Source organism: Shewanella vaxholmensis, assembly GCF_031932135.1.
Taxonomy (GTDB): domain Bacteria; phylum Pseudomonadota; class Gammaproteobacteria; order Enterobacterales; family Shewanellaceae; genus Shewanella; species Shewanella hafniensis.
Genome location: NZ_JAUOEV010000017.1, coordinates 40,587 through 63,761, shown reverse-complemented (window position 1 = coordinate 63,761; position 23,175 = coordinate 40,587). Strand labels below are relative to the sequence as shown.

Here is a 23,175-nt window from a genome sequence, read left to right as displayed (position 1 = left end):
GTTTCATCTGTTTTAGATGCCTGCGATACTGCGCCCCTATCGGAACTTTTTAGCCGTTGCAAGCCCCGTAAACTGAGTATTATCGATAGCCGATCCCCGCTACGAGTCGCTTAATTGTTTTCTTGTTGGAGCACCATGGATAAGTCGTTAGAAAAATCCCTTCTTGTTTGGCTTAAAGCCCAGAAAAAAGCCTGTGGCTTGTTCCTTAAATTGTCGTTATTGCTTGGGATGATAAGTGCCGTCGCTATGGTGGCGCAGGCTTATATTATCGCGACGATTCTGGATGGCGTGATCATGGGGCAGCAAGTCGTACCGCTCACTGACAATGTCCAGATGGTCAGTTCCAGCGTGAGTATTGATACCTATACATCTCATTTTATTGCGTTAATCGCCTTGATGTTACTGCGCGCCTTACTTGCTTATGGTCGTGAACGCGCCAGTTTTGAGGCGGGTAAGCGCCTTCGTGGTCATATTCGCGCGGCAGTAATGGACAAGTTGACTAAGCTAGGTCCGGCGTTTATTAAAGGTAAACCCGCAGGCAGTTGGGCCAGCATAGTGTTAGAGCAAGTCGAAGATTTACAAGACTTTTATGCCAGATACCTTCCGCAAATCAGCCTTGCTGGTTTTATTCCCATCCTCATTTTAGCGGCGATATTCCCGATTAACTGGGCGGCAGGCTTAATCCTGTTACTCACAGCGCCGTTAATCCCTATGTTTATGATTTTAGTTGGCATGGGCGCTGCCGATGCCAATCGCAAGAATTTCAGTGCGCTTGCAAGATTAAGCGGCCACTTTATGGATAGATTAAAAGGCTTAAGCACCTTGAAACTCTTCCACCGAGGTGATGCTGAGCTAAAGGTGATCGCCACTGCTTCGGAAGAGTTCCGTAGTCGCACTATGTCGGTACTGCGGATGGCTTTTTTAAGCTCGGCGGTATTAGAGTTTTTTGCCGCGGTTTCGATTGCTGTGCTGGCGGTTTATTTTGGTTTCAGTTACTTAGGTCACTTAGATTTTGGCTACTATGGCGCCCATGCCAATATCAGCTCGAGTACAGATCCTCAAATAGTCGGTATTCCTTTTAGCCTGTTTACTGGGCTGTTTATTCTGATTTTAGCCCCTGAGTTTTATCAACCGCTGCGCGACATGGGCACTCATTACCATGCTAAGGCGCAGGCTATAGGCGCGGCAGAAGCCTTGATTACCTTGCTCGAACATCCCGAACCTGAGTTTGTCGGCCAAGTGCACATCAATAGCATAGAAACCCTGAGTGCTGATCATCTTGAAGTGTTTAGTGTTGATGGCACGCGTTTACTCGGCCCGTTGAGTTTTGAGTTAAATGAGGGTGAACGTTTAGCCTTAGTTGGCCCAAGCGGTGCGGGGAAAACCAGTTTACTCAATGCCTTATTGGGATTTTTACCCTATAAGGGCCATTTGCTGATCAATGGCCATGAGTTATCCGCATTAGATTTAGCCCATTGGCGACAGCATTTAGCTTGGCTGGGCCAAGAACCGCAGTTATTCCACGGTACTGTGCGGGATAACGTAGCTTTAGCCGCCCCCACTCTGCCCGACGATAGGCTATGGAACTTGCTCGCAGAGGCCAATATCAGCGACTTCGTTAAGGCGCAGCCACTGGGGTTAGATGCGCCAGTCGGTGAGCAATCCTCCGGTTTATCCGTTGGCCAAGCTCAACGTATTGCCTTAGCAAGAGCGCTTGGGCAGCAGGCGAGTCTGTTTGTCCTCGATGAGCCTACGGCCAGTTTAGATAGCCAGAGTGAGCAGGCGGTGAGTTCTGCGTTAAATCGGGCCATGACGGGTAAGATGTGCATTATGGTGACCCATAGATTAGATCAGTTAGATCAAATGGATACTATTCTTGTGCTCGATAAAGGTTTGATAGTACAGCGGGGCGACTTTACCTCTTTGTCTAACACGCACGGCTTATTCCAAACCTTACTGCGTGAGAATATTGAGTCCGTGGCGGATATTGAACTTGTACCGTTATCAACCAGCGCCACTTCGGTCGATATTGCCGCCGAGCCAACTAAAGGAGAGGCCCAATGAAAGTGCTAATCCCCTTTATTCGATTGTTCTCGCGCCAGTGGCTGATGATGTCCGTGGGCTTGCTGCTGACCATCATTACCTTGATGGCTGGCATAGGTTTACTGTCACTTTCGGGCTGGTTTCTTTCCGCTACCGCGGTCGCGGGTTTGACGATAGTCACGGCGCAGTCCTTTAACTTTTTTACTCCTGCGGGCGGCGTACGTTTCTTATCAATTGCCCGTACTGCCAGTCGTTATGGCGAGCGTTTAGCGACCCATGAGGCGACCTTTAAGTTGCTGACTGAGCTTCGCGTTTGGGCGTGGCGTAAACTCTTGCCGCTAAGTGCTAAAAATCTGCAGGGGCTACGCCGTGGCGACATGCTTAATCGCTTAGTTGCCGATATCGATACCCTAGATCATCTATATCTGCGACTGCTCACGCCTATGGCTGCATCACTGCTGATGACTGGGCTCTTGTATCTATTTCTCGCATGGTTCGATGCCAAACTTGCCCTCAGTCTTTGCCTGTTTTTAGTCGCCATTTGGCTGGTGATGCCACTGCTATTTTATCGCCTTGGACACGCGCCGAGCCGGACTATGCTCGAAACCAAGCGTCATTATCGGGTGCAGTTGTTAGATATGCTGCAAGGTCAAGCCGAACTCAGCCTATTTGGCGCCAACGACAGATTCAGGCAGAAACTGAATGATGCGCAAACAGAGCTGTTTCGCAGCCAAAGTGCGATGGCCAATATCACAGCGCTCAGCCAAGCCATGTTGATCCTCTCCACTGGTTCAGCCTTGATCATGATGCTTTATTTAGCCGCTCAAGGTGTGGGTGATGCGGTGCCGCCGGGCCCCATGTTTGCGCTTATGGTGTTTGCCACTATGGCCTGCGTTGAGATGATGATGCCGATTGCGGGCGCGTTTCAGCATTTGTCTGGCTGCGTATTGGCGGCGACACGGATTAATGAAATCACCGAACAAGAGGCCGATATTCAATTTGTGGCCGATACAGGCCTGAGGGCAAAATCTGGCGCATTGCAGATTGAAGATATCCGCTTTGGTTATCGAGACGATCAACACGTGCTGCAAGGCTTGTCCCTTGAGATAAAAGCGGGGCAAAAAGTCGCGCTACTTGGGCCAACGGGTTGCGGTAAGTCGAGCTTACTGGCGCTGATTACCCGCGAATGGCAAGCGCAGCAAGGGCACATCAAGCTCGATGGTCTTCCTCTTTCAGATTACAGCGAGCGCGGCCTTAGGGATGGGATAACTGTGATTAGCCAACGCATCTACCTGTTTGCGGGCACCTTGCGGGAAAATTTAGTATTAGCGCTACCTGTTATCGAAGGTGAGAAACGCACGGCCCACGACGCACGTTTGATTGATGTGTTACAGCGGGTCGGACTTGGCGCTTTACTCTCAGGTGATAAACCGCTGGATATGTGGATAGGTGAAGGTGGACGTCAGCTTTCGGGCGGCGAGCAGCGCCGAATTGGTGTTGCAAGAGCGCTGCTGCGTGATGCGCCGCTGCTATTACTCGATGAACCGACTGAAGGGCTAGATAAACGTACCGAGCGAGAAATTTTAAGTTTACTGTTTGAGTTTGCTCAGGATAAAACCTTGCTGATGATTAGCCATCGTTTAACTGCTATGGCGAAGATGGATCACATTCATCTACTCGGTCAGGGTAAGATTATTGCGTCTGGCACTCACCAGAGCTTAATTGAAGACAGTGCAGAGTATCAGGCCTTATACCAAAGACTTGCTTAAGCCTCCTGTATTCAAGCCTTTAACGTTCAAGTCTTTGACGTTCAATATGATGAATAGCGATATTTTTTACCCATTAAAAGCGGATATAAATCGATGAACCCTGCGATGCCAGAAGCGTTAGCCCCACAAATCAATGCCCATTTTAATGGTAAATTTTAGGTCGAGCTTAAATATCGCTTATTGGATCGCCACGCTTTTTTCGCTGTCTTGCAGATGAGAAATCCTGAGATCATGCTCGAAGATAATCTTGAGCATGACTGTTACTTTGATCTGCCATCACAATCACTTAAAGGCGAGCACAAGAGTTTGTGTATCCGTGAGATGCAGCCATCGGGGATTATGCTGTGGATAGTGAAAGGGCCGGAAAAAGACCGCTGTGAAGCCGTTAATATCACAGAAGCGACCAAGGCAAAGAGTATGCTGCATACCTTAGGTTATGAGTGCGTACTGGAAATTAAAAAGCGCCGCAGTATCTATTTTCTCGGTGAATTTCATCTAACAATCGATCATCTCGAAGGCTTAGGGGATTTTGCCGAGCTTGCGATTATGACTAACGATGAAACCCTGTTGCCTAAGTATGAAGCGCAATTACAACAACTCGCCGCCGATTTGGGTTTAAGTGAAATGCAGCGGGAGTTGTTATCCTATCGGCAGTTGCAGCAGGCTTTAAATGATCAGTGATGGTTCAATCTTGTTGGATTAAAAGCTTAAAGTTCATGGCTTAACGTTTAAGAGCTTAAAGTTTAGCGGCGTAAGTTTAATGGCAGGATGCTAAATCCGGCTAAGCAATCTCTCGCAACAAACCGCTATGGCTAAGTTCAAATCCCTTTGAGCGTCACTGTCCATATCGCATTCACTGTTTGTTTTTAACTCGCTATCGACGACTTAAACTTAAGCCTTGTATTTAAACTTAAGCATCGCATTTACATTCAAGCCACTTTCACAAACTTAAACTCAAATTCAAACTCAAAATCAAACGATTTAAGCAGCGGTTACCCCGCTTTATTTGCCGTTAATTGCCTAATGCGTTTTAGCCTAAGCGTTGTGAAAAGGCGAGGTAGCGTTTTACTTCCGCTTCAGGAAATTTCAATTCGTCACCATCTTGAACACTCGAGAGTAAATTCTCCCGAGCGAAACGTTTGATGGTCGCAGGTGTTTTATCTAACATTTTGCACACTTCATCTAAGGTTAATAAGTTATCGCTCATAGCACTCTCCCAGTATTTCAATAGAAACATAACCCAAAGAGTATAGAACAATAATTTCAACCAAGATGATACCTGCGACCTAAACCGCTAAGGTTATGACTCTATTTTGTGGTTGCGTGCCGTTTCCCGCACTTGACTCTCTATTTGCAGATGCCCTTTTGCCGCTGTGATCGCCAGAACCGCGCGGGACTTAAACTCGCGGCGATATAAGGTCGCGACCACAAATAAGCTCGCTGAGATAAAGAGTATCGGGTGCACAAACCAGCACAATACTGCCATCGAAAAGTAATAGGCGCGTAAGCCATAGTTATAGGAGTGCGCCGCTTGATCTTGCACCGTCGCCATTTGCCTTGCGTAGGCTTTGAGATTGTCGTTCGAGCCATCGCTGTCTAAAGGACCCGCGCCTATCATCACGTTCACAAAACCGTATTGGCGCATCGACCAAGTAAACTGGAAGAAGGCCATCACAAAAATACTGACTAGCAAAGCAAGTTTGACTTGCACCAGCGCATGATTCGGTGGTGTGGCGAAGGGAATCGTCGCAATAACACTTTCTAGTCGTTCAACTTGTGCAAATAAGGTCAGCACACCCGCGAGTACAAACAGCGTGGTCGAGGCAAAAAAGGCAATATTGCGCTCAAGGTTGGCCAGCAGCGCCGCATCACCCACACGCACGCCGCGGGTCATTACCTCTAGCATCCAGTAAATTCTATGCTTATGCAGACCTCGGGCAATACAGTCGGTATCTTTCGCCTTACGACGGGCAAAGGCGGTATAGCCAGCCCAAGAAACGATAAACCACACCAATGCAGAAATATCTAATAGCGAGAATGTCATAGCAACCTTGAGAAAGTGACCTTGATAAAGTGAAAACCAATCAATTGATTGAAGGCTGATTATGAAGGTTTTTATCTCTTAGGCGCAATCCCCTAGTATCACTTTGAAATCTATCCTATTCACAATTTGAAGCCGCTCACATTGGTTTTGAAGTCTCTCGCAGGGTGAGGCTTATTGGTGGAAGAGTGTTGAGGGATTACAGCCAAGCGGCAAGGATGGTTGCTTAACGTTTGCTGATATTCACTGGCAGCGGCTCGCCATGGCATTCACTCACCGACACGCAGCGAGTCCATCCGTGGATGCTCGACCGCCCCGTCCATGGGGCGGACGGTCGTCTCGCCCATTACCATGGTTTGCCTTTTTAAATCAGCGTAATCTGCTGGTTCAAAAGACTAGTGTTACCATGCCGTGAATGGTAATTTTAATGGCTCGTTAAATTATTAAACTTACTCACTATGTTCTATTTAATAATTTTACTTAATGTAATCGCCAAATATTTCTATCATTTTTTCTTTCCATTTTACTGGTACTGTAGTCCAGTCATCCCCCCAAGTTTGAGTTTGTATATAGGCTTTAAATGGTTTCTCTGATTTAGGTGCTTTATAACCAATTTCATCTTCAATGTTCTCATGCATTTGAATTACTTTGCCATTTCCAGCTAAAGCATCAACTATTGGCTGATTGAAGATCATCGCACCAGCCACGCCATAATCCCTATCATGTACAACAATTGGGTATATTCCCATTGCAACAAGATATTTAATCAACCCAATGATAGACGCTTTACCTCTTGCCTTAATTATTTCAAATTCTGATATTATTTTTAGATAGTCTTCTTTTGGGAGTCTTTTTAGTGTTTCTTTTATGACAATCTCTTCAGTATCTCCTTCTACAATAACAACATTTTTTGTGAAAAAGATGCGTGCGATATGATCATCAATACGCAATATCATTTTTACATGTGATTTATCATCATCTTCTAGTTTTGCGTATGTCTCTGTAACATTAAATGGTGAGGAAATAACGCCGTGCCCATTACATCGAAGACTATTAAGCACTTGCTTGGGTTTTCTTGATAAGTCAATGATGAAAGGCGAGTGTGTTGTGGCTACAATTTGGGATTCTTTGCCACTTAATTCATAAATGGCATCACGCATTTGATTCGCTGCACTTGGATGCAAATAGGTTTCCGGCTCTTCAAAGGCAATAATTAGCGCACGATTGTGCTCATCTTCTCGCTTCGAAAGCCATTTTTGTCTGAAGCGAAGCATTCCAAATGCTGCTGCTCGAATCATGCCTGCTCCTTGTTGGCTAATTTCAGTTCTAACATTGCTCGACATTTCAACATTAAATGTAGGCTTTAATGCTGTTTTTGGATCACTTAAATTAGCTGTAGCGTGAAGCTTAGAATCAGGAAAAACACTTGCTAATACTGAGTTTAATTCGCTAATCATTTTGCCAAACTCAGAGTTTTCATCTTCAGGGTTGAGTTCTTGTGCTAGTTTGTCTAGGCACTCTTGTGCTTGGGTGTAATTCTCAGATTTACTTCGAACGTCTTCAAATAATTCACTTAGTGTTTTTCCTAGTACTCCTGATGTACCACCTTCAATTTCAGTGGAGGAGGAGTCTGCTGGTATTAATAAAAATCTAGGTAACATTTTTAGAACATTGCCAGGAATACCACCAGGGTTAGTAAACCATGTATCGGTTTCTTTGAGGTCCCAGATCACATCTAATTGTTCTAGTTTTTCTTGCGCCGCTTTACTGGTGCCAATCTTTGCGGTGATATCGGTGAAAAGTTCTTTAACATCCTTAGATGGGACTCCTGAGTCAATAAATTCTTGGCCAGTTTTGCAGGATGCAAATGCAGCACTCCTTTCTCTTTCTTTTGATTTGAATTCAATAACTACATCGCTGCCTAATTTATAGGTTTTTTTATAAGTGACAGATAAACCTGAATCATCATTCTCGTCTTTAGGTACGTCATACTTAAAAATGCGACCTTTAAATCCTCTCCACTCATTTGCTTCGGCAGGTAGGTTTCTGAATTCAGCTTCGAAAATAATGGTATCGACAGCAGGCTTTGTTTCATGAGTATCTTCATCTATTACTGAAAAATACTCTTGGCTAGGGATTGTTTTTTTACCAGATAATAGCCATTCAATGGCTTTTAGGGTTGTGCTTTTTCCTGAGTTGTTCGACCCAATTAGAAAAGTTGCGTCACCGAAAAGTAACTCGGTATTTCTTATTCGTTTGAATCCACAAATTTTTAATGAATGTAATTTCATGTTTATTCCTAATTAAATTATTAAAATATAGATCCGAACATACACGTTAAAACAATTTATTGAGACACCCATTGTTAAATTTTGCAATGTCAAAAAATGGGACATGCATAGCTCTTTTGGAATTAACTGCCAACACCGTGACCACAGGAGTTCATCTTCCCTGCGAAGTTGCTGAAGGGCGTTGAAGAAAATCGCGTGAGCGAGGCATGGATGCCTCGCTAGCTTTCGGGGTACAGGATGTACCATCGGAAGCGTTAGCGATTTTCGAATAAGCACGAAGCCACTAACCAACGCATGTAACTTCGCTAGGGGCGTCTTGGAGCATCCAAGGAGAATAGGACGAGCAGTCCTCCTTGGTCGGGTGTGGGGTGAAGCCCCACGACCTTGATTTTTATTGATAAACTCAAATGGAAAATGCGAAGACTCCCACAATGTTCAGTTCTCTAAAAGTTATCCCTAAAAAATGATGGAGGAGCCAATGATAGCAGTGATCATTTCTCGCATTGAAGCTTGGGTATGAGCATTAGCCCTTTAGAAAAACGTAACCTAATAAAAAGGCCAGACAGTGTCTGGCCTTAACTTACATAGCTGTCTTAGCTTAAGCGGATGCCTTAGCCGAAGACGGGGGTAAGCTTATTCTTCGCTATCACCGAGTGACAGCAATGTCGCGTTACCACCGATGGCGGTGATGTTGTTAGTGCGAGTCTTTTCAGTCACAAAACGGGTTAAGTAGTGTGGGCCACCGGCTTTAGGGCCAGTGCCTGACAGGCCTTGACCGCCGAAAGGCTGTACGCCAACCACAGCGCCGATTTGGTTGCGGTTAATGTAGACGTTACCCACATTCACTTTATCTGCAACTTCAAGGGCATGGCCTTCGTTACGGCTGTGGATGCCTAAGGTTAAGCCAAAGCCTGTGCTGTTGATCTCGTTGATCACTTGGCTTAGCTCTGCTGCCTTGTAGCGAATAATGTGCAGGATTGGGCCAAAGTGTTCTTTCTCAAGCACTTTAATCGAATCAATTTCAACCGCAGTGGGTGAAACGAAGTGACCGTTCTCAGTGCCTGCAGGCAGCGGCATTTGCTTGATAAGCTTACCGACTTGCTTGATGTGGTCGATGTGCGCATCTAAGTTGGCTTTTGCGGTAGCATCAATCACTGGGCCTACGTCGGTTTTCACTGAACTTGGGTTGCCAATCACTAACTCATCCATCGCGCCTTGCAGCACTTCGATCACGCGATCGGCAATGTCTTCTTGGAGGAAGAGTACACGCAGCGCCGAGCAACGTTGACCTGCGCTGGTGAATGACGATGAAACCACATCGTTAACCACTTGCTCAGGTTGTGAGGTTGAGTCCACCACCATGGCATTTTGACCGCCAGTTTCGGCGATTAATGGAATAATCGCGCCATCACGGTTAGCCAGTGTACGGTTAATCAGTTTTGCTGTGCCAGTTGAACCGGTAAAGCATACGCCGCCGATACGTTCATCGGCTGTAATTGCGCTACCCACAGTCGCACCAGTACCGGGTAGGAATTGCAGAACCTCGACAGGAATACCCGCTTGGTGAGCGAGTTGTACTGCACGATAACCAATAATCGAGGTTTGCTCCGCAGGTTTCGCAATCACTGTGTTACCCGCCGCTAATGCCGCAGACACTTGGCCGAGGAAGATAGCCAATGGGAAGTTCCACGGGCTGATACACACGAATACGCCGCGGCCTTGGAGGAACAGTTCGTTCAGCTCTCCCGTTGGGCCTGGAAGCAGTTCAGGCTTCGCCATCATTTTCTTAGCTTGTACTGCGTAGTAACGACAGAAATCAACGGCTTCACGTACTTCGTCGATACCGTCTTGAATGCTCTTGCCCGCTTCACGGGTACACAAGGCGATCAATTCTTCGCGGTTTTCTTCTAATAAGTCAGCGAGTTTTTGTAGCGCAGAGGCACGGGTTTCAACCGGCGTACGTGCCCATGAGGCAAACGCCGCTTCAGCAGACGCGAGTGCTTGTTCTATGGCCGCATCATCGGCAAAGGCTACTTGACCCACTGTTTGGGTGGTGTCGTATGGGCTGACTATGGTTTTGTGCTCACCGGTTAAGGTTTTGCCGTTAACCAGAGGGCCCGCTTGCCATTGGGTATTTTTAAACTGTTCTATTGCCGCGAAAAATGGCTCAGATTCGGAAATGATGTTCATATTGAGTCCCTTGGAATTTTTGCGATCACCACCGAAAATATCGGCAGGTAAAACGATTCTATTGTTAGCTAGGGTTTTATAGCCCGTCAGCGTTTTTAGCGGATGCACCACTAATGAGTCGATTGGGGTTTTAGGATCGACGAGCTTGTGGACGAACGAAGTGTTGGCCCCGTTTTCCAGCAGACGACGCACTAAGTAGGGCAGTAGATCCTTATGGGCACCAATGGGCGCATAAATACGTACCGATTTGGCGCCAGCTTCCGACAAAATCGTGTCGTACAGCTCTTGTCCCATGCCGTGTAAGCGTTGGAACTCATGGTGACGATCGCCCGCCATATCTGAAATCGCCGCAACGGTTTGCGCATTGTGGCTAGCAAATTGTGGGTAGATAGCGCCGCGAGTCGCATCCGATAACAAGTAGCGGGCGCAGGCGAGGTAAGAAACGTCAGTACCGGCTTTGCGAGTGTAAAGTGGGTAAGCGGCTTCGCCAGCTTGTTGAGCCCATTTCAGTTCGCTATCCCAATAGGCGCCCTTTACCAGACGTAAGGGGATTTCATCTCCTTGCTCTTTCGCAAGGCGAGTTAACCAAACCAGTACGGGCAGGGCACGCTTAGAGTAAGCTTGAACCACTATGCCGAGTAATCCCCAGCCTTTTGCCGCTTCTGAATTAAACAGTTTTTGGAACAGTTTCAGTGACAACTCGAGGCGATCGACTTCTTCAGCATCGATAGAAATACCGATATTTAAGCCGCGAGCTAGTGTAATCAGGCGGATAACTGTGTCGTACAGTTCAGTTAAAACGCGGTCTTCATTGGCCACTTCGTAACGTGGGTGCAATGCCGATAGCTTGATTGAAATCGTTGGGCGCGGTGATTCATTTTCGTTATAGCTTTGAGCACCGAGCTCGGTTATCGCATTGGCGTAATCGGTATAGTATTTCTCAGCATCTTTACGCGTTAACGCCGCTTCACCCAGCATGTCGTAGGAATGGGTATAGCCTAACTTACGCTTGTCTTCGCTGTTTTTCAGGGCTTCTTTCATGTTGCGGCCCAGCACGAACTGCTTACCCATGATCTTCATCGCGGCCATCATGGCTTGGCGGATCACTGGCTCGCCGAGACGATTAACTAAGCGGCTCAGTAAGTTGCTTGGGGTGCCATCGATTTTTTTATCGAGCTTAACAATTTTACCCGTGAGCATAAGGCCCCAGGTCGATGCGTTAACGAGTACAGAATCACTCTTGCTCATGTGCTCATCCCACTTAGCGCCTGAAAGCTTATCTTCAATCAGTGCATCGGCAGTGGCCGCATCGGGAATACGCAGCAGTGCTTCGGCTAAACACATCAGGATAATGCCTTCCTGTGTTTCTAAGCTGTACTGTTGCAGGAAGGCATCTATGCCAACCATCAGACCTTTTTTATCGAATTGACGAACCTTGTTAACCAGTTCGTGGGCACGACGAGTGACGCGCTCTATGGCTTCATCACTTGAGGGAACTAGTTTGATCAACTCTGACAAGTATTGTTCTTCATCGACAATGTAGTTGTCGCTGATCGCTTTGAACAGTTCGTCGAGATTGGCAGAATCGTAGCGGCCTGCCAGCACTTCACTCGCTTTGAACATAGTTATCGCTTCCATCTTGGCCGTTATTGGGGCGCTATTGTTGAAACAAATTGGGAGGCGCCAAACGCATTTGATATTTTGTATACAATATGAAGGTTTGCGCGCGCCGATTATACAACCAAAATGTGACGGACAACACTATAGCGTGAAAGATTGTGAAGCTTGTTTGATTGGCTTGTTAATAATACCAATCGTATTAAATATCTGTTCATTCAGCGGGAGTTCAACGCGCTTTAGACAAGGCGAAGGCTTGAAGGCATAGTGGTGCTCTGTCTAAAGCTTTGAACGCAGTATAAAGCGCCTTGAAACCCGCCCTTCGGGAGCCACACAGGCATCCCACTCCTGTGTTGCATTGATTTAAAAGGGAATAACCATTTCTGCGTCAATGCGCCTTGGATTGAGATGCCTGTGAGGCTCTGAACTGATTAGATATTTAAGGTGATTGGTATAAGTCGATGTAACGCTTGATTGACAAAAAAGCCAGTGTTTGAAAACACTGGCTTTGGGAAGATAAAATAAGACATTTTGCAGGTCAGACTTACATCCAACGTTTTTTACTGCGACGTTGTGGTCTGGGTAAATACACTAAAATAATGCCTAGGATTAACCCCATACCTGCAATTAATCCGCCTTGGCGCCATAGTTCAAAACGCTCATCTTGGGCTGAGCGATCAACCGCGACTTTAAGTTCATCACGTTCTTGAGTGGTTTTGGCTAGGTTTGTTTCTAACTCGCTTAGTTTAGCCTTCAGTTCGGTCACTTCGTCGGCGTGGTTATCAGTCGAACTTAATACTTCCGCTAGTTTAGCTTTAGCTTGTGCAAGCTCCGTGGTTAACGCTGGCACTTGTTCACGGAAACTTTGAGTCGAGCTGATTAGGTTAGTTTGCACCCAACCTTCGCGGCCTTTATGGTCGATGATCTTAGAGTAATCACCTTGGGTTTCGTTGAGCAGTGTCACAGGTTGACCGGCTTCAATTGATCCAAGAATTCGGAACTCAGTACCTGGGCCACCTAAAAGATAAAGGAACACGTTATCCGAGATGTAACGGGATTGGCCTTCGGCCAGCAGGTTGGAAGACAGTAACATCATTCCTACCAGAGTCAGGAGTCTAAACACTTTTGTATTCTCATCAACGAAATAGTCTGCACATGCTAGGGATTTGAGGCCTGTAATGCAAGAGGGAAGTCATAGACTTCCCTCAACTTTACTGCATCCATGCTATGACCATTCCCATTTCACTCTATCTTTCCTAAAACCTTCTAGTCCTAGGCGCTAATATTACTTAACTTCAGTAACTTATTTAGCGAAACCTCTTAATTAAAGATACCTTTAATCATAAAGAAGAAGATGATTGATAGGCCTGCGCCTGCAGGTAGGGTCACAACCCAAGATACGACGATATTACGCACCACACCAATGTTAATCGCTGCGATACCACGGGCCATACCCACACCTAATACCGCACCGACTAAGGTTTGAGTGGTAGAGATAGGTAAGCCTGTGCCCGATGCGATAACCACTGTCGAAGCCGCCGCTAATTCAGCTGCAAAACCACGACTTGGCGTCAGGTGAGTGATGTTTTTACCTATGGTTTGCATCACGCGCTGGCCAAAAATAGCTAGACCCATCACGATACCTACGGCACCTAAAGGTAGAATCCACCAGACTAATGGTGATTTTGATGCAATTTCACCGCCGCTGTTAACGACAGAAACCACCGCTGCTAAAGGACCAATCGCGTTGGCAACGTCGTTTGAGCCATGGGCGAAAGCCATACAACAGGCCGTCAGTACCATTAAGATCGCAAACACTTTTTCAACGTTTTTGAACTGGGTTTGACGGTCGTTTTTATCGCTCATTTGTAAACGTGAAATGGCCACTTTACCAAATAAACCCACCACAACTGCGATAGCGCCCGCTAACAGGTAAGCTTCTGCGCCACTTAAGTGAATACCCACATGGGATAAGCCCTTAAGAATGGTCACTAACGACATGATAAAGCCAGCGAATGCCATATAGAAAGGCACATAACGCTTAGCATTGCTCAATGGGTCGTCAGTGTTGAAAATAAGCTTTTGTACGCTTTGGAATATGATAAAAGCCATAAAGCCTGAGATTGCAGGGGTAATCACCCAAGAACCTACGATACCGCCTACTTTACCCCATTCGACCGATTCAGTACCGACACCGACTGCCGCGAAACCTATGATGGCACCGACGATAGAGTGAGTTGTTGATACTGGCCAACCTAAAGCTGACGCAACCACTAGCCAAATACCTGCCGCTAAAAGCGAACCTATCATGCCGTAAACCAGCAATTCTGGGGTGTTTGTAAAGTAGCTTGAATCAATGATCCCATTACGGATCGTGCTGGTGACTTCGCCACCGGCTAAATAAGCGCCCGCAAACTCAAAGATCATCGCGATAATAATCGCTTGTTTGATCGTAATTGCGTTTGAACCTACAGAGGTTCCCATCGCATTGGCAACGTCATTGGCGCCAATACCCCATGCCATGAGAAAACCAAATGCAGCCGCAACGGCAATAAGCCACGGGCCATTGGTGACTAAGACGTTAGCCACCTCAATACCTGCATCAACCATATTGATACCTTGATAACCTTATTTGTTAAACGCGAGCCAGCATAAGCTCAAGACGTGAACCGACGCGTTCGGCAAGATCTGCAAGACCACCGACCCATTCAATCGTTTTGTAGAGGAACATCACATCGACAGGATTCAATTCAGATTCCATGGCGAATAACTGACGGCGTAACTGAATTTGTAGATCGTCAGTATCTTCTTCGATGATATCGAGTTCGTTGATCATTTTTGCCACTAAGTCGACTTCACGACCACGGAAACCTGTTTCTAACAGATCTTCGAGTTCATTAATGACTTGTTTTGCTAGTGCTACCGCATCGATACAGCGTTGTAGATAAGCAATAAAAGGGACTTGCATGACCTGAGGGATTAACAGCTGACGGCCGATAACACGACCAGAAATATCTTTTGCTTTGTTGGCAATCTTGTCTTGTTGAGTTAAAAGTTCCAATAAATCTGTACGTTCTACTGGCATAAACAAACCGCTTGGCAGAGTCAGGCGGATTTCACGCTTCAGTGAATCTGCTTGCTTCTCGGCTAAACTAATTTGCTTACGTAATTGAACTGCACTGTCCCAGTTACCTGTGATAGTGGCTTCGAAAAAGGGGACGAGTAACGATGCGCAATCGTGTACTTTGTCCATGTGCTCTTGAAGAGGCTTAATTGGCGATTTTGCAAACACGCCCAAAATAGAGTTTACTGGCATTGCCGTTTACCTATTTAGATTGTTCCATTATTGGAAAAAGCGGGCGCATGTTAACCTATGCGTCCGCGTATTGAAACTGTGTTTTTTCAGAAAAAACGACAGCTTTATTCTAACGGGTTATATACCAACTGCAAAACCAAATCCTACGGGATTTTTATGACACATTTGTGACATTATGAACTAAAGATGACGCATCAATGAATGTTTGATGACAAAATGAGCGGTAACGCAATGAACGCTGAGATTGAATTAAAACTGTTTTTCCTGCCGATATATCAAGAATCCCTGATAAATAAGTTAGATAGTCTCGATAATGCCGTACCTCAAGGTAAACGTCGTTTGGCGAATGGTTACTTCGACACACCTGACTTACAACTGCGTCAGTGGGACATGGGTTTGCGGGTGCGCGGTTACGATGCACATAGAGAGCAGACTATAAAAACCGCTGGGCAAGTCGTGGGCGGGATTCATTCGCGGCCCGAATATAATGTGACTATCCAAGCCGATAGCCCAGATTTAAGTCTATTCCCAGCCAGTATTTGGCCCGCCGATGCCGATTTAGCGGCCACTCAAGCCCAGTTGACTTGTATATTTCATACCGATTTTTATCGCCGCGCTTGGCATGTTCAGATTAATAATAGCGTGGTTGAAGTGGCGTTGGACATAGGTGAAATCACCGCCAATGGTCAGCAAGAAGCCCTGTGCGAATTAGAGTTTGAACTCCTCAGTGGCGATACTGAAGCGCTACTTAAACTGGCAATGCAAGTGGCGAGTGTGGTGCCCGTGCGTTTAGGCAAAGCCAGTAAGGCGCAGCGCGGCTATCGATTAGCGGGTAAAGCTAAGCCGCTCGATTTAAACGCATTGGAATTTTTGCCACTGACAGAGTCACATGATTCTTCTTCACAGGATTTAAGTGCAAACTGCCAAATCCTGCTTGAAACCGCGCTTGAGCGTTGGCAATTATTAGAAAGCATGATTGCAGAGGAAAGCGAACCCGAAGCCTGTGTGGCACTGTGGTGGCGGATGCGCGCCTGTATTCGTCTACTGCGGATGACCTTAAGTCAGTTCGAATTATTGAATGTGACACTGTCGAGTCAATTCATGTCGATTGAAAAACAGCTCGATTTTATCGAGCAGGCACAGGCATTGACCGCCTTGCTTGGGAGCCAAAGGGGCTTGTTCGCAAAACTTGGCCAACATGCCCAAGTTAAAGCGAGGCTCATGGCGCAGCTGAGTGAAATACATCTAACAGAACGCTTACTCTCCTTGTGGCAGCAAACTGAATATGGTCAATTACAGCTGGCGATTGTCGAGATTTTACTTAAGGTCAGTGCCGGTGAAGTGGATATCAGCAATCAGCCTAGCTTACGCCAGCATGCCGACCGCGCCCAGCAAGCCTCTTGGATGGCAATCGTGGAGGTAATGCCACTCAATAGTGTCATGACTACTGCAAATTACCTGCAAGTGGCTGCAGTGCTTGATGAGAGTATCTTAGTCGGTCACGCCTATGGCAGTTTATATGAGGCGAAATCACGGGATGCATTTCGCGCACCTTGGCAAGATCTGGTACTTGGGATTAAAACCTTAGCCTGTTACCGCGCGGTGCAGGATGCGAGCCGAGAGTTGGATATCGATTTAACTGAATGGCTGGAAGATAAACAGCAGAGTTTGTTATTTGCCATGGAGTCGACGCGTCGTAACGCGATGCAACAACAGGGCTATTGGTAGGGTTATGTTTATAACGTTGAACTGATGCTAAGCCGTTTACTGGCGTAGCACTGTTCCTAACTCGGCCCTATAATGCTAAGGGCTCAATCCATATTGGATTGAGCCCTTTCTTTTATTAGCTAAATCAGTTGTTTCTGTTTTCGATAACTTGCTTCAGCTCTGCAATTTTTGCGAGCATTTGCGCTTGGTTCTGTTCCATTTTCTGCTGGTTTTCTTCCATTCTCGCTAAGGCTAATTCAAGCTCTGACTTTATTTCGGCTTTATGGGCCTCTTGGCGTTCCTGACGCTCAGTCTCATCGGGCGCGACAAATACCGACGCCATATAACCTGAGATCACCCCGAAAAAACTCACGCCGCTGACAATCACAATACCGCCTATGATATGGCCTGCTGTCGTCACCGGATAATAATCGCCGTAACCGACAGTCGAGATAGTGACTAACGCCCACCAAATCGCTTGTTCTGCGGTTTGGATATTAGCGCCTTCGGTGCCGCTTTCGACGATCAAAATGATCACTGAGGCTAAGGTCAGAATCGTCACCATAGCGACGAGCAAACTGGCTAAGGTGGCTTGTTTACGTTGTTTGATCAGCGGAAGCAGCAGTGAACGACTCATGCGGATCAGGCGTATTACCCGCAGGATTTGGAACAGCCGCGCCATGCGCAGGGCTTCAATTGCCGGAATACTGGCAATAAAATCAATCCAATGATGCCGAATGAAAAAACGCTTATCGCGAGCACGGACCAACCCAATAAAGAAGTTGATCATGAAGATCATACAAATGCTGGTATCGACGAAAAAGAGTAAGCGGTAGGTTTCGCTATCGAGGCGACCGAAGGTCATGACGAGCACTATGATCACCGACAGCAAGGATAGCAACATCATCGCCATTTCGAATGGAGAAGGGGTGCCAAGGGTGCGAAGTGACCATGGGGTTTTATCTGTCATGCCAAACATGATCCCTGTTAAGTGCGGCGAATATCTCAACTAAAGTAAAAGACTTTAGGCTATGAGTAAATTGTCTTAGTCAATAAAAGGGCTATTTGTCGATTAATCACGCCAGCCATTCACATAAAGGGCTGGCGCGTGAAGTGATTGCGGCGTTAGGTTTCATCCACAAAGTGAACTAAATCGTCGAGTACACGGCGTTTAATTTCTAGCTGCGAATCGGCGCTTAACCCATATTTTTCTGCCAGTTGCACATAATCATCGGCATTGAGTGACACAGTAAGGCGCGGACGCGATGGCCGCTTCGATACGCTCAAGCCCAAAATAGTGCGAATTTGATCCGAAGGGCTCACGCCTGCATCTAACGCGGCTTTACGAATTGAGTATTGAAATTTTTCATCGAGATCGAAGGCTACTTGCGTTGCTTTTGCGGCCTGTTGGTTCTTCAACCATTGCTCGGGGAGAGGGTGTTTGGTTTTACTCATGGCGTATTACCTATTGCTATCAACCGTTTCTAGCGCTTATCTGTGAGATTGTATTGGGATTATCGATAAAGTGCGAGCACGCACTTTATCTTATTTTTGGGTTATTTCGCTGGCCAGTAATCTCGAATATCCGTCAGTGGACGATATAGGGTCAAAACAACATCTGTGTCGCCACCTTCGTAGACTTCCACTTCGACGGCGCAGCTTTCGTCGTCATCGAGCAGTAAATAGTACTCGAAGGGCTCACCCGTGGCGCCATTGGCGTCTTGTGGTGGTTTTTGACCGCGATAATCTTGACGATGGAAATAGCCAAAAGCGGCAAACGTCACTTGGTGATATTGCTTTCCAAGCCATTGTTCCAGTTGTTCCGCTAAGTCGGCCGGTAATATTTGAGTGGTTAACTCTGCATGACCCGGTTCATCGAACAGGGCGCTGAACTGCTCAAGATCGAATAACTGTTCCACTTGGGCGCGGGAAATCTTAATCGAAAAGGCGAGATAGGTTTCGTCGTCTTCTTCGATACTTAAAAAGAGTGTGTCGCTGCCATGACCTTTGAGTAACCATTCGGTTTGCTGTTTACGTTCAGACTCGTAGGTATGTACGGCTTCGACCCTCAATTGTTGACCACGAAGTTGTGGCGGCAGGGCAAAACTGTCATCAATTGAGATCATGTCGCCCACATTGAGCTGGGATGGGTGATTGAGCTCGCGCTGTGGCGCTGCTTTCTTACCAAAAATACTATTGAAAAATCCCATAGTGACTCCTGCTGACTATGCTCGCGTGCGGCTTCAAATCGATTGGCTGCGGATCGTAACGGGCAATAGTGGTCAATTATTTTATGCGGATGAAACAAAAAAATGCCGAGGTCAGTAGGGGGTGATGATCCCACTGAGACTCGGCATTCGGTCAATCATTGCTTAGCTTTTACGTGCTTTGATTCGGTCTAGCACAGCATTTGCATTCGACTTTTGCTCACCAATACCGGCTTCGGCTAGCTTAGATTGCAGTGACTTGTCACTGTTTTCATCGGCTAAGGTTTCTGCCGCTTTCAGACGGTCGTCAAACTGTTGCTGACGTGCCTTGATGCGCTCGAGTGAATCTTTAGCGTTCAGTAGCTTAGAGTTGCTAGACGCGAACGAGTCAGTAATGGTAGCCGTGGCTTTTTGCACGCTTTCAGTGGTTTTAACCATGCTCAGCTGACGCTGATAATCAGACAGTTGACGCTCGGTTTTCTTCACTAAGTCTTTCAAACGTGCTGCATGGGCGCTAAAGCTATCGTTGGCAGTTTGCTGCTCAGCAAGCTCTTGATCGAGCTGGGCGATTTTTTCAGCGACTTCAATTGCTAAGGCTTCATTACCTTTGTCCAACGCTTGAGTCGCATAACCTTCGTGTTCGGCAATCGAACGTTTCAGGCGGTCGATTTCACGGCTGGCTTGCATTTCTTTCGCCATAACATCGGTCAGTTCACGTTTAGCATTGGTTAAATGCTTTTCGGCGTCGCGGATTTCCTGTTCGAAAATACGGGTTGAGTTTGCGTCAACGATGCCTTGACCCACTTCGGTAGCACCACCACGAAACGCTGTTAAAATTTTATTCAGAATGCCCATTTTGTGGCTCCTTATTTCAGATAATCGACCATTTCATCGATAACTTCTAAACAGTTATCGGATAAAACTGATAATTCTTGCTCGATTTCGAGCATGCTAGATTGTAGTGATAGCGCACCGTAAACTACGTATTTGTCATCAATTTTTGCAAAGGATGACAGAGGCATTGGAATGTTGAGCTCTAGCATAGTTTCAAACATTTCACTGCGACGATCTTGGTTTACTTCGTTCTCGCCCCACAGGTAGCTGATGCAGAGCACTTGGTTGTCCGTCACCGATACAAATACCGGGATTTCTTCACGGCCAACCACATTCACTTGCAACACTTCGACTTCACCATCGATTGGATAACAATCAAATTGAAAGCCAGTTTGGCTGGTGTTGCCAAGACTGTTGAGGTGATTGGCAATGGTATGGATATTCATATTTGTCCTTATTGACATATTATGTCTGTGTTCAAAGATAGCACTGAGACATAATATGTCAAGCACTATCTCATCCTATTAAAAAAGATTCAGTCCCTGATTCTCGGACCAATCTTGCAAATGGTAGTGATACAGCTGCAACGAACCCAATTCATTGGGTTTTATTTTGGCGGCATCTTGATAAAAATTTGCTGGAAACTCAAAGGCGCCATCCACTAAGCCTAAGGTGAGCCAGTCATCTTTGATGGGCAGCTCAGTTAACTTAGCTAATCTGTGTTGTGCATCGAGTCCGCTTGCGGTGGCGATACTCCAGCCCCATTCGCCAAAACTGGGCACATTATGGTGGTACTGTTTGACGTCAAATCCTGCCAATGCCAAGGTTTTTGCTACCGAAATAAAGGCCTTAGGAGCATGGTAAGGCGATGTTGACTGTACAGTCAGAGCACCATCACTGCTCATAAGTTCCTTTAATTTACGGTAGAAATAACCCGAATACAGCTTATTAAGATCGGGATGGCTCGGATCGGGCAAGTCCACGATAATCGCATCGTATTTCACGCCTGTGGCAATCAGTTTATCGACGCCATTAAATGCATCGTCGTTGATCACAGTGACACGGGGATCGTTTAGCGCATTGCCGTTGAGCGTCAACATAGCGCGGCTCAAACGCTCGGGCATATCTGTATCAGGCGACTTAAATAATTGCACTAGGCCGACATCGAGATCGAGCAGCGTCACTTGCTCAGGCTCCCAGCGCAACACTTGCTTAAGACCGAGTCCATCGCCGCCGCCAATGATCAACACCTTGTTATGGCGGGCACTGGCTGCAAGTGTGGGATGCACGAGAAACGCATGGTAAATGTGTTCGTCTATGCTAGAAAACTGTAAGCGACCATTGATGTATAACGCATAAACGGGCGGCAGACCGTTACCGCGCAGTCGCTCGGTGAAGGTCAACTGCTGGAAGCGTGTAGCCTTGGCGTAAACCACTTTGTCTTTATAGAGCAAATTATTAAATTCTTGTTCCCAGCGTGGGCCGTGGATGGCTAACACGAGTAAAATGCCAGTCACGATAAAATGCCCAGTTAAAAGTAGTTTAGGGCGGCGGATTTTAGGCCAGAAGCGCCAGATAAACACAAAACCCGCCAACAGGTTGAAACTGGCGGTTAAAGCGGCGGCGAGTTGGATATCAATGGCAAGCATAAAGCCAACCCAAATGGCGGCACCTATGCCTGCGCCTATGTAATCGGCGCCGTAAATTGTCCCCGCATTGTGCAGCAAATGCTCGTCAGAGAGTGATTGGCGCACCCTAGCAATCAGCGGGATCTCCATACCTATCATCAGGCCCAGTAACACGCCCCACACATAGGGTAAGTATTCGCTGAGTTTTTGCAGCGAGCCTATCATGCCGCCTTCGGGCAGTTGATCTGGTGGTAAACCTAAGGTGTTGGCAATCATTAAGGGCAGTTGTTGGCCGAAACCAATCACCGCCGCTGTGATTAAAATGGCGAGTGAGCCACAGAGTGCGACTGTGAGTTCTAAGATCACAAAACCGGTAAAGGCATCACGGATCTTACGTGCGGCGAAGGCACCTAGCCCCATGGAGACTATCATCAAGCCAATCATGGTGTAGATGGCGGCTTCTAATGCGCCTAAAATGCGCCCGGCATAGTGGGATAAAAGATATTCGTAAATCAGGCCGCAGCCTGCTAATACGGCCATGATGCCCAATAAGAGCACATCGTCGAACCAACCTAGGCGGCTAGGTTTAGCCGCCGAGGGGGTTAAGCTGGTTTCTTGCATTCGATTAGGCCATCAGTGCCGTGAGGATAAGTGCGATAGCGATACTGATCGCCATTTCAACGGCGGCGATGCCGATATTGTGTTGTCTTTCTACTTCATCGGCTAAATCGATACGGGCTAATACCAGTTTCTTCACGACGAACAGCAATAAGGAAAGCGCGATCAGCATGATGACTGAGAACACTAACCAGCCGATCACGTTAGTCACATAAGCCGTTGGATTGAATATAATAAAGTGGCTGGCAGCGTTAAAGCTCAGCGCCATGGCTATCATATAACCCGCATGACGCAGTGCTAATGCTGTATGACCTTGTACTAAGGCTTGCTGCATTGACGAGTCTTGATTGCGGCTTGCAAAACGGTTTTCGCGCCAGCGTGTCAGTAGCACTAACATCAACTGCGAAATTGCAAAGGCACTGAAGATAGCGATAAAAGTATCTAGGGTTAAGTCTTCTGCCCATAACAACACTGCGCGGATGATAATCGCAGTGGCGATGGCAGCACTGGCATCGACAATCGCGACAGACACATTGCCTTTGATGATTTGCTCGTTCTTATCAAACTCATTTAAGGCAATCTTATCGTGGAGGAAACGACCCAGTTTAATCAGCACTAAGCCGAATAAACCGTAGGCGCTCATGCCAATGGCTTCATTCAGATAAGAGTGTGCGGCAGCACCAGTGATAGCGCCCGTGAGCACTATACCTAGTGCGGCAACGGCGCCCGCGGTACTGATACCGAAGGCAAAGTTATCACGCTCCGCCAGTTCTTTACTGCTGTTAACTTTAACGCTCCAACCTTGCAAATAACGCATCAGCGTTAGCAAAATTACGGCTATGGTGAGATCGATAGCCAGAATGATGGCTAGCTCTGGTGTGATACCGAAATCCTGAAATAGTGTCATTGGAAAT

The 23,175-nt window shown here is 46.7% G+C and carries 17 protein-coding genes and 2 pseudogenes; 4 read left to right on the top strand and 15 right to left on the bottom strand.

Translation table 11 applies throughout. The features are described 5' to 3' along the window. Nucleotides 1–135: 135 nt before the first annotated feature. From cydD to Q4Q46_RS14825, 3 genes and pseudogenes are all read left to right on the top strand, one after another. Nucleotides 136–2,064, top strand: coding sequence for a heme ABC transporter permease/ATP-binding protein CydD (gene cydD, locus Q4Q46_RS14835; protein WP_311906348.1), 1,929 nt, complete (start codon nucleotides 136–138; stop codon nucleotides 2,062–2,064). After that, nucleotides 2,061–3,812 carry a heme ABC transporter ATP-binding protein/permease CydC gene (cydC, locus tag Q4Q46_RS14830; protein WP_311906347.1) on the top strand — a complete coding sequence of 584 codons (1,752 nt, stop codon included), beginning with the start codon at nucleotides 2,061–2,063 and terminating at the stop codon, nucleotides 3,810–3,812. The genes cydD and cydC overlap by 4 nt, the downstream gene beginning before the upstream one ends. Nucleotides 3,813–3,905: 93 nt before the next feature. After that, nucleotides 3,906–4,493, top strand: a pseudogene (locus Q4Q46_RS14825) (class IV adenylate cyclase). A gap of 349 nt (nucleotides 4,494–4,842) precedes the next feature. On the opposite strand, the gene Q4Q46_RS14820 reads toward Q4Q46_RS14825, so the two are convergent. The 8 genes and pseudogenes from Q4Q46_RS14820 to Q4Q46_RS14785 all read right to left on the bottom strand — a co-directional run bounded on the left by Q4Q46_RS14820 (nucleotide 4,843) and on the right by Q4Q46_RS14785 (nucleotide 15,267). Beyond that, entirely contained in the window at nucleotides 4,843–5,019 is a 177-nt protein-coding gene (locus Q4Q46_RS14820) for a helix-turn-helix domain-containing protein (RefSeq protein ID WP_006082937.1), read from the bottom strand. Nucleotides 5,020–5,112: 93 nt separating this feature from the next. Next, nucleotides 5,113–5,856 (bottom strand): DUF599 domain-containing protein, encoded by a 744-nt coding sequence (locus Q4Q46_RS14815; RefSeq protein ID WP_006082936.1) that lies wholly within the window; start codon nucleotides 5,854–5,856, stop codon nucleotides 5,113–5,115. Nucleotides 5,857–6,329: 473 nt separating this feature from the next. Next, nucleotides 6,330–8,144: an ATP-dependent nuclease gene (locus Q4Q46_RS14810; RefSeq protein WP_311906346.1), complete on the bottom strand. Its 1,815-nt coding sequence runs from the start codon at nucleotides 8,142–8,144 to the stop codon at nucleotides 6,330–6,332. 633 nt (nucleotides 8,145–8,777) lie between these two features. Beyond that, nucleotides 8,778–11,972, bottom strand: coding sequence for a bifunctional proline dehydrogenase/L-glutamate gamma-semialdehyde dehydrogenase PutA (putA, locus tag Q4Q46_RS14805; RefSeq protein ID WP_311906345.1), 3,195 nt, complete (start codon nucleotides 11,970–11,972; stop codon nucleotides 8,778–8,780). Between the two features lie 123 nt (nucleotides 11,973–12,095). After that, nucleotides 12,096–12,284, bottom strand: a pseudogene (locus Q4Q46_RS14800) (hypothetical protein). A gap of 211 nt (nucleotides 12,285–12,495) precedes the next feature. Continuing rightward, on the bottom strand, nucleotides 12,496–13,044 hold the full coding sequence (locus tag Q4Q46_RS14795; RefSeq protein ID WP_037391127.1) for a TIGR04211 family SH3 domain-containing protein: 549 nt from the start codon (nucleotides 13,042–13,044) through the stop codon (nucleotides 12,496–12,498). 227 nt (nucleotides 13,045–13,271) lie between these two features. After that, on the bottom strand, nucleotides 13,272–14,561 hold the full coding sequence (locus Q4Q46_RS14790; RefSeq protein ID WP_220592105.1) for an inorganic phosphate transporter: 1,290 nt from the start codon (nucleotides 14,559–14,561) through the stop codon (nucleotides 13,272–13,274). 25 nt (nucleotides 14,562–14,586) lie between these two features. Then, nucleotides 14,587–15,267 (bottom strand): TIGR00153 family protein, encoded by a 681-nt coding sequence (locus Q4Q46_RS14785; RefSeq protein ID WP_105251552.1) that lies wholly within the window; start codon nucleotides 15,265–15,267, stop codon nucleotides 14,587–14,589. A 231-nt stretch (nucleotides 15,268–15,498) separates the two neighbouring features. Between Q4Q46_RS14785 and Q4Q46_RS14780 the strand changes: the two genes are divergently transcribed. Next, a complete protein-coding gene (locus Q4Q46_RS14780) occupies nucleotides 15,499–16,995 on the top strand; it encodes a CYTH domain-containing protein (protein WP_311906374.1) in 1,497 nt (498 codons plus the stop codon). 124 nt (nucleotides 16,996–17,119) lie between these two features. Here the strand turns inward: Q4Q46_RS14780 and Q4Q46_RS14775 are convergent, their stop codons facing one another. The 7 genes from Q4Q46_RS14775 to Q4Q46_RS14745 form a co-directional block, all read right to left on the bottom strand. After that, complete coding sequence (locus tag Q4Q46_RS14775; protein WP_311906344.1) at nucleotides 17,120–17,944, bottom strand: ion transporter; 825 nt, start codon at nucleotides 17,942–17,944, stop codon at nucleotides 17,120–17,122. Between the two features lie 155 nt (nucleotides 17,945–18,099). Then, nucleotides 18,100–18,429: a hypothetical protein gene (locus Q4Q46_RS14770; protein WP_006082928.1), complete on the bottom strand. Its 330-nt coding sequence runs from the start codon at nucleotides 18,427–18,429 to the stop codon at nucleotides 18,100–18,102. A 101-nt stretch (nucleotides 18,430–18,530) separates the two neighbouring features. Continuing rightward, nucleotides 18,531–19,184 (bottom strand): DUF4178 domain-containing protein, encoded by a 654-nt coding sequence (locus tag Q4Q46_RS14765; protein ID WP_006082927.1) that lies wholly within the window; start codon nucleotides 19,182–19,184, stop codon nucleotides 18,531–18,533. Between the two features lie 162 nt (nucleotides 19,185–19,346). After that, nucleotides 19,347–20,036 carry a PspA/IM30 family protein gene (locus Q4Q46_RS14760; RefSeq protein WP_311906343.1) on the bottom strand — a complete coding sequence of 230 codons (690 nt, stop codon included), beginning with the start codon at nucleotides 20,034–20,036 and terminating at the stop codon, nucleotides 19,347–19,349. 11 nt (nucleotides 20,037–20,047) lie between these two features. After that, nucleotides 20,048–20,461, bottom strand: a complete 414-nt coding sequence (locus Q4Q46_RS14755; protein ID WP_006082925.1) for a YjfI family protein — start codon at nucleotides 20,459–20,461, stop codon at nucleotides 20,048–20,050. A 78-nt stretch (nucleotides 20,462–20,539) separates the two neighbouring features. Next, nucleotides 20,540–22,264, bottom strand: coding sequence for a polyamine aminopropyltransferase (locus Q4Q46_RS14750; protein ID WP_311906342.1), 1,725 nt, complete (start codon nucleotides 22,262–22,264; stop codon nucleotides 20,540–20,542). A 4-nt stretch (nucleotides 22,265–22,268) separates the two neighbouring features. Beyond that, nucleotides 22,269–23,168, bottom strand: coding sequence for a DUF350 domain-containing protein (locus Q4Q46_RS14745; RefSeq protein ID WP_006085958.1), 900 nt, complete (start codon nucleotides 23,166–23,168; stop codon nucleotides 22,269–22,271). Nucleotides 23,169–23,175: the final 7 nt, after the last annotated feature.

Excerpts from the sequence above, each read along its gene's own strand:
- Q4Q46_RS14755 (WP_006082925.1), bottom strand. The coding sequence starts at position 20,461 with ATGAATATCCATACCATTGCCAATCACCTCAACAGTCTTGGCAACACC.
- Q4Q46_RS14770 (WP_006082928.1), bottom strand. The coding sequence starts at position 18,429 with ATGAGTAAAACCAAACACCCTCTCCCCGAGCAATGGTTGAAGAACCAA.
- cydD (WP_311906348.1), top strand. The coding sequence starts at position 136 with ATGGATAAGTCGTTAGAAAAATCCCTTCTTGTTTGGCTTAAAGCCCAG.
- cydC (WP_311906347.1), top strand. The coding sequence starts at position 2,061 with ATGAAAGTGCTAATCCCCTTTATTCGATTGTTCTCGCGCCAGTGGCTG.
- Q4Q46_RS14790 (WP_220592105.1), bottom strand. The coding sequence starts at position 14,561 with ATGGTTGATGCAGGTATTGAGGTGGCTAACGTCTTAGTCACCAATGGC.
- Q4Q46_RS14785 (WP_105251552.1), bottom strand. The coding sequence starts at position 15,267 with ATGCCAGTAAACTCTATTTTGGGCGTGTTTGCAAAATCGCCAATTAAG.
- Q4Q46_RS14795 (WP_037391127.1), bottom strand. The coding sequence starts at position 13,044 with ATGTTACTGTCTTCCAACCTGCTGGCCGAAGGCCAATCCCGTTACATC.
- Q4Q46_RS14745 (WP_006085958.1), bottom strand. The coding sequence starts at position 23,168 with ATGACACTATTTCAGGATTTCGGTATCACACCAGAGCTAGCCATCATT.
- Q4Q46_RS14780 (WP_311906374.1), top strand. The coding sequence starts at position 15,499 with ATGAACGCTGAGATTGAATTAAAACTGTTTTTCCTGCCGATATATCAA.
- Q4Q46_RS14775 (WP_311906344.1), bottom strand. The coding sequence starts at position 17,944 with ATGACAGATAAAACCCCATGGTCACTTCGCACCCTTGGCACCCCTTCT.
- Q4Q46_RS14820 (WP_006082937.1), bottom strand. The coding sequence starts at position 5,019 with ATGAGCGATAACTTATTAACCTTAGATGAAGTGTGCAAAATGTTAGAT.
- putA (WP_311906345.1), bottom strand. The coding sequence starts at position 11,972 with ATGGAAGCGATAACTATGTTCAAAGCGAGTGAAGTGCTGGCAGGCCGC.
- Q4Q46_RS14765 (WP_006082927.1), bottom strand. The coding sequence starts at position 19,184 with ATGGGATTTTTCAATAGTATTTTTGGTAAGAAAGCAGCGCCACAGCGC.
- Q4Q46_RS14810 (WP_311906346.1), bottom strand. The coding sequence starts at position 8,144 with ATGAAATTACATTCATTAAAAATTTGTGGATTCAAACGAATAAGAAAT.
- Q4Q46_RS14760 (WP_311906343.1), bottom strand. The coding sequence starts at position 20,036 with ATGGGCATTCTGAATAAAATTTTAACAGCGTTTCGTGGTGGTGCTACC.
- Q4Q46_RS14815 (WP_006082936.1), bottom strand. The coding sequence starts at position 5,856 with ATGACATTCTCGCTATTAGATATTTCTGCATTGGTGTGGTTTATCGTT.
- Q4Q46_RS14750 (WP_311906342.1), bottom strand. The coding sequence starts at position 22,264 with ATGCAAGAAACCAGCTTAACCCCCTCGGCGGCTAAACCTAGCCGCCTA.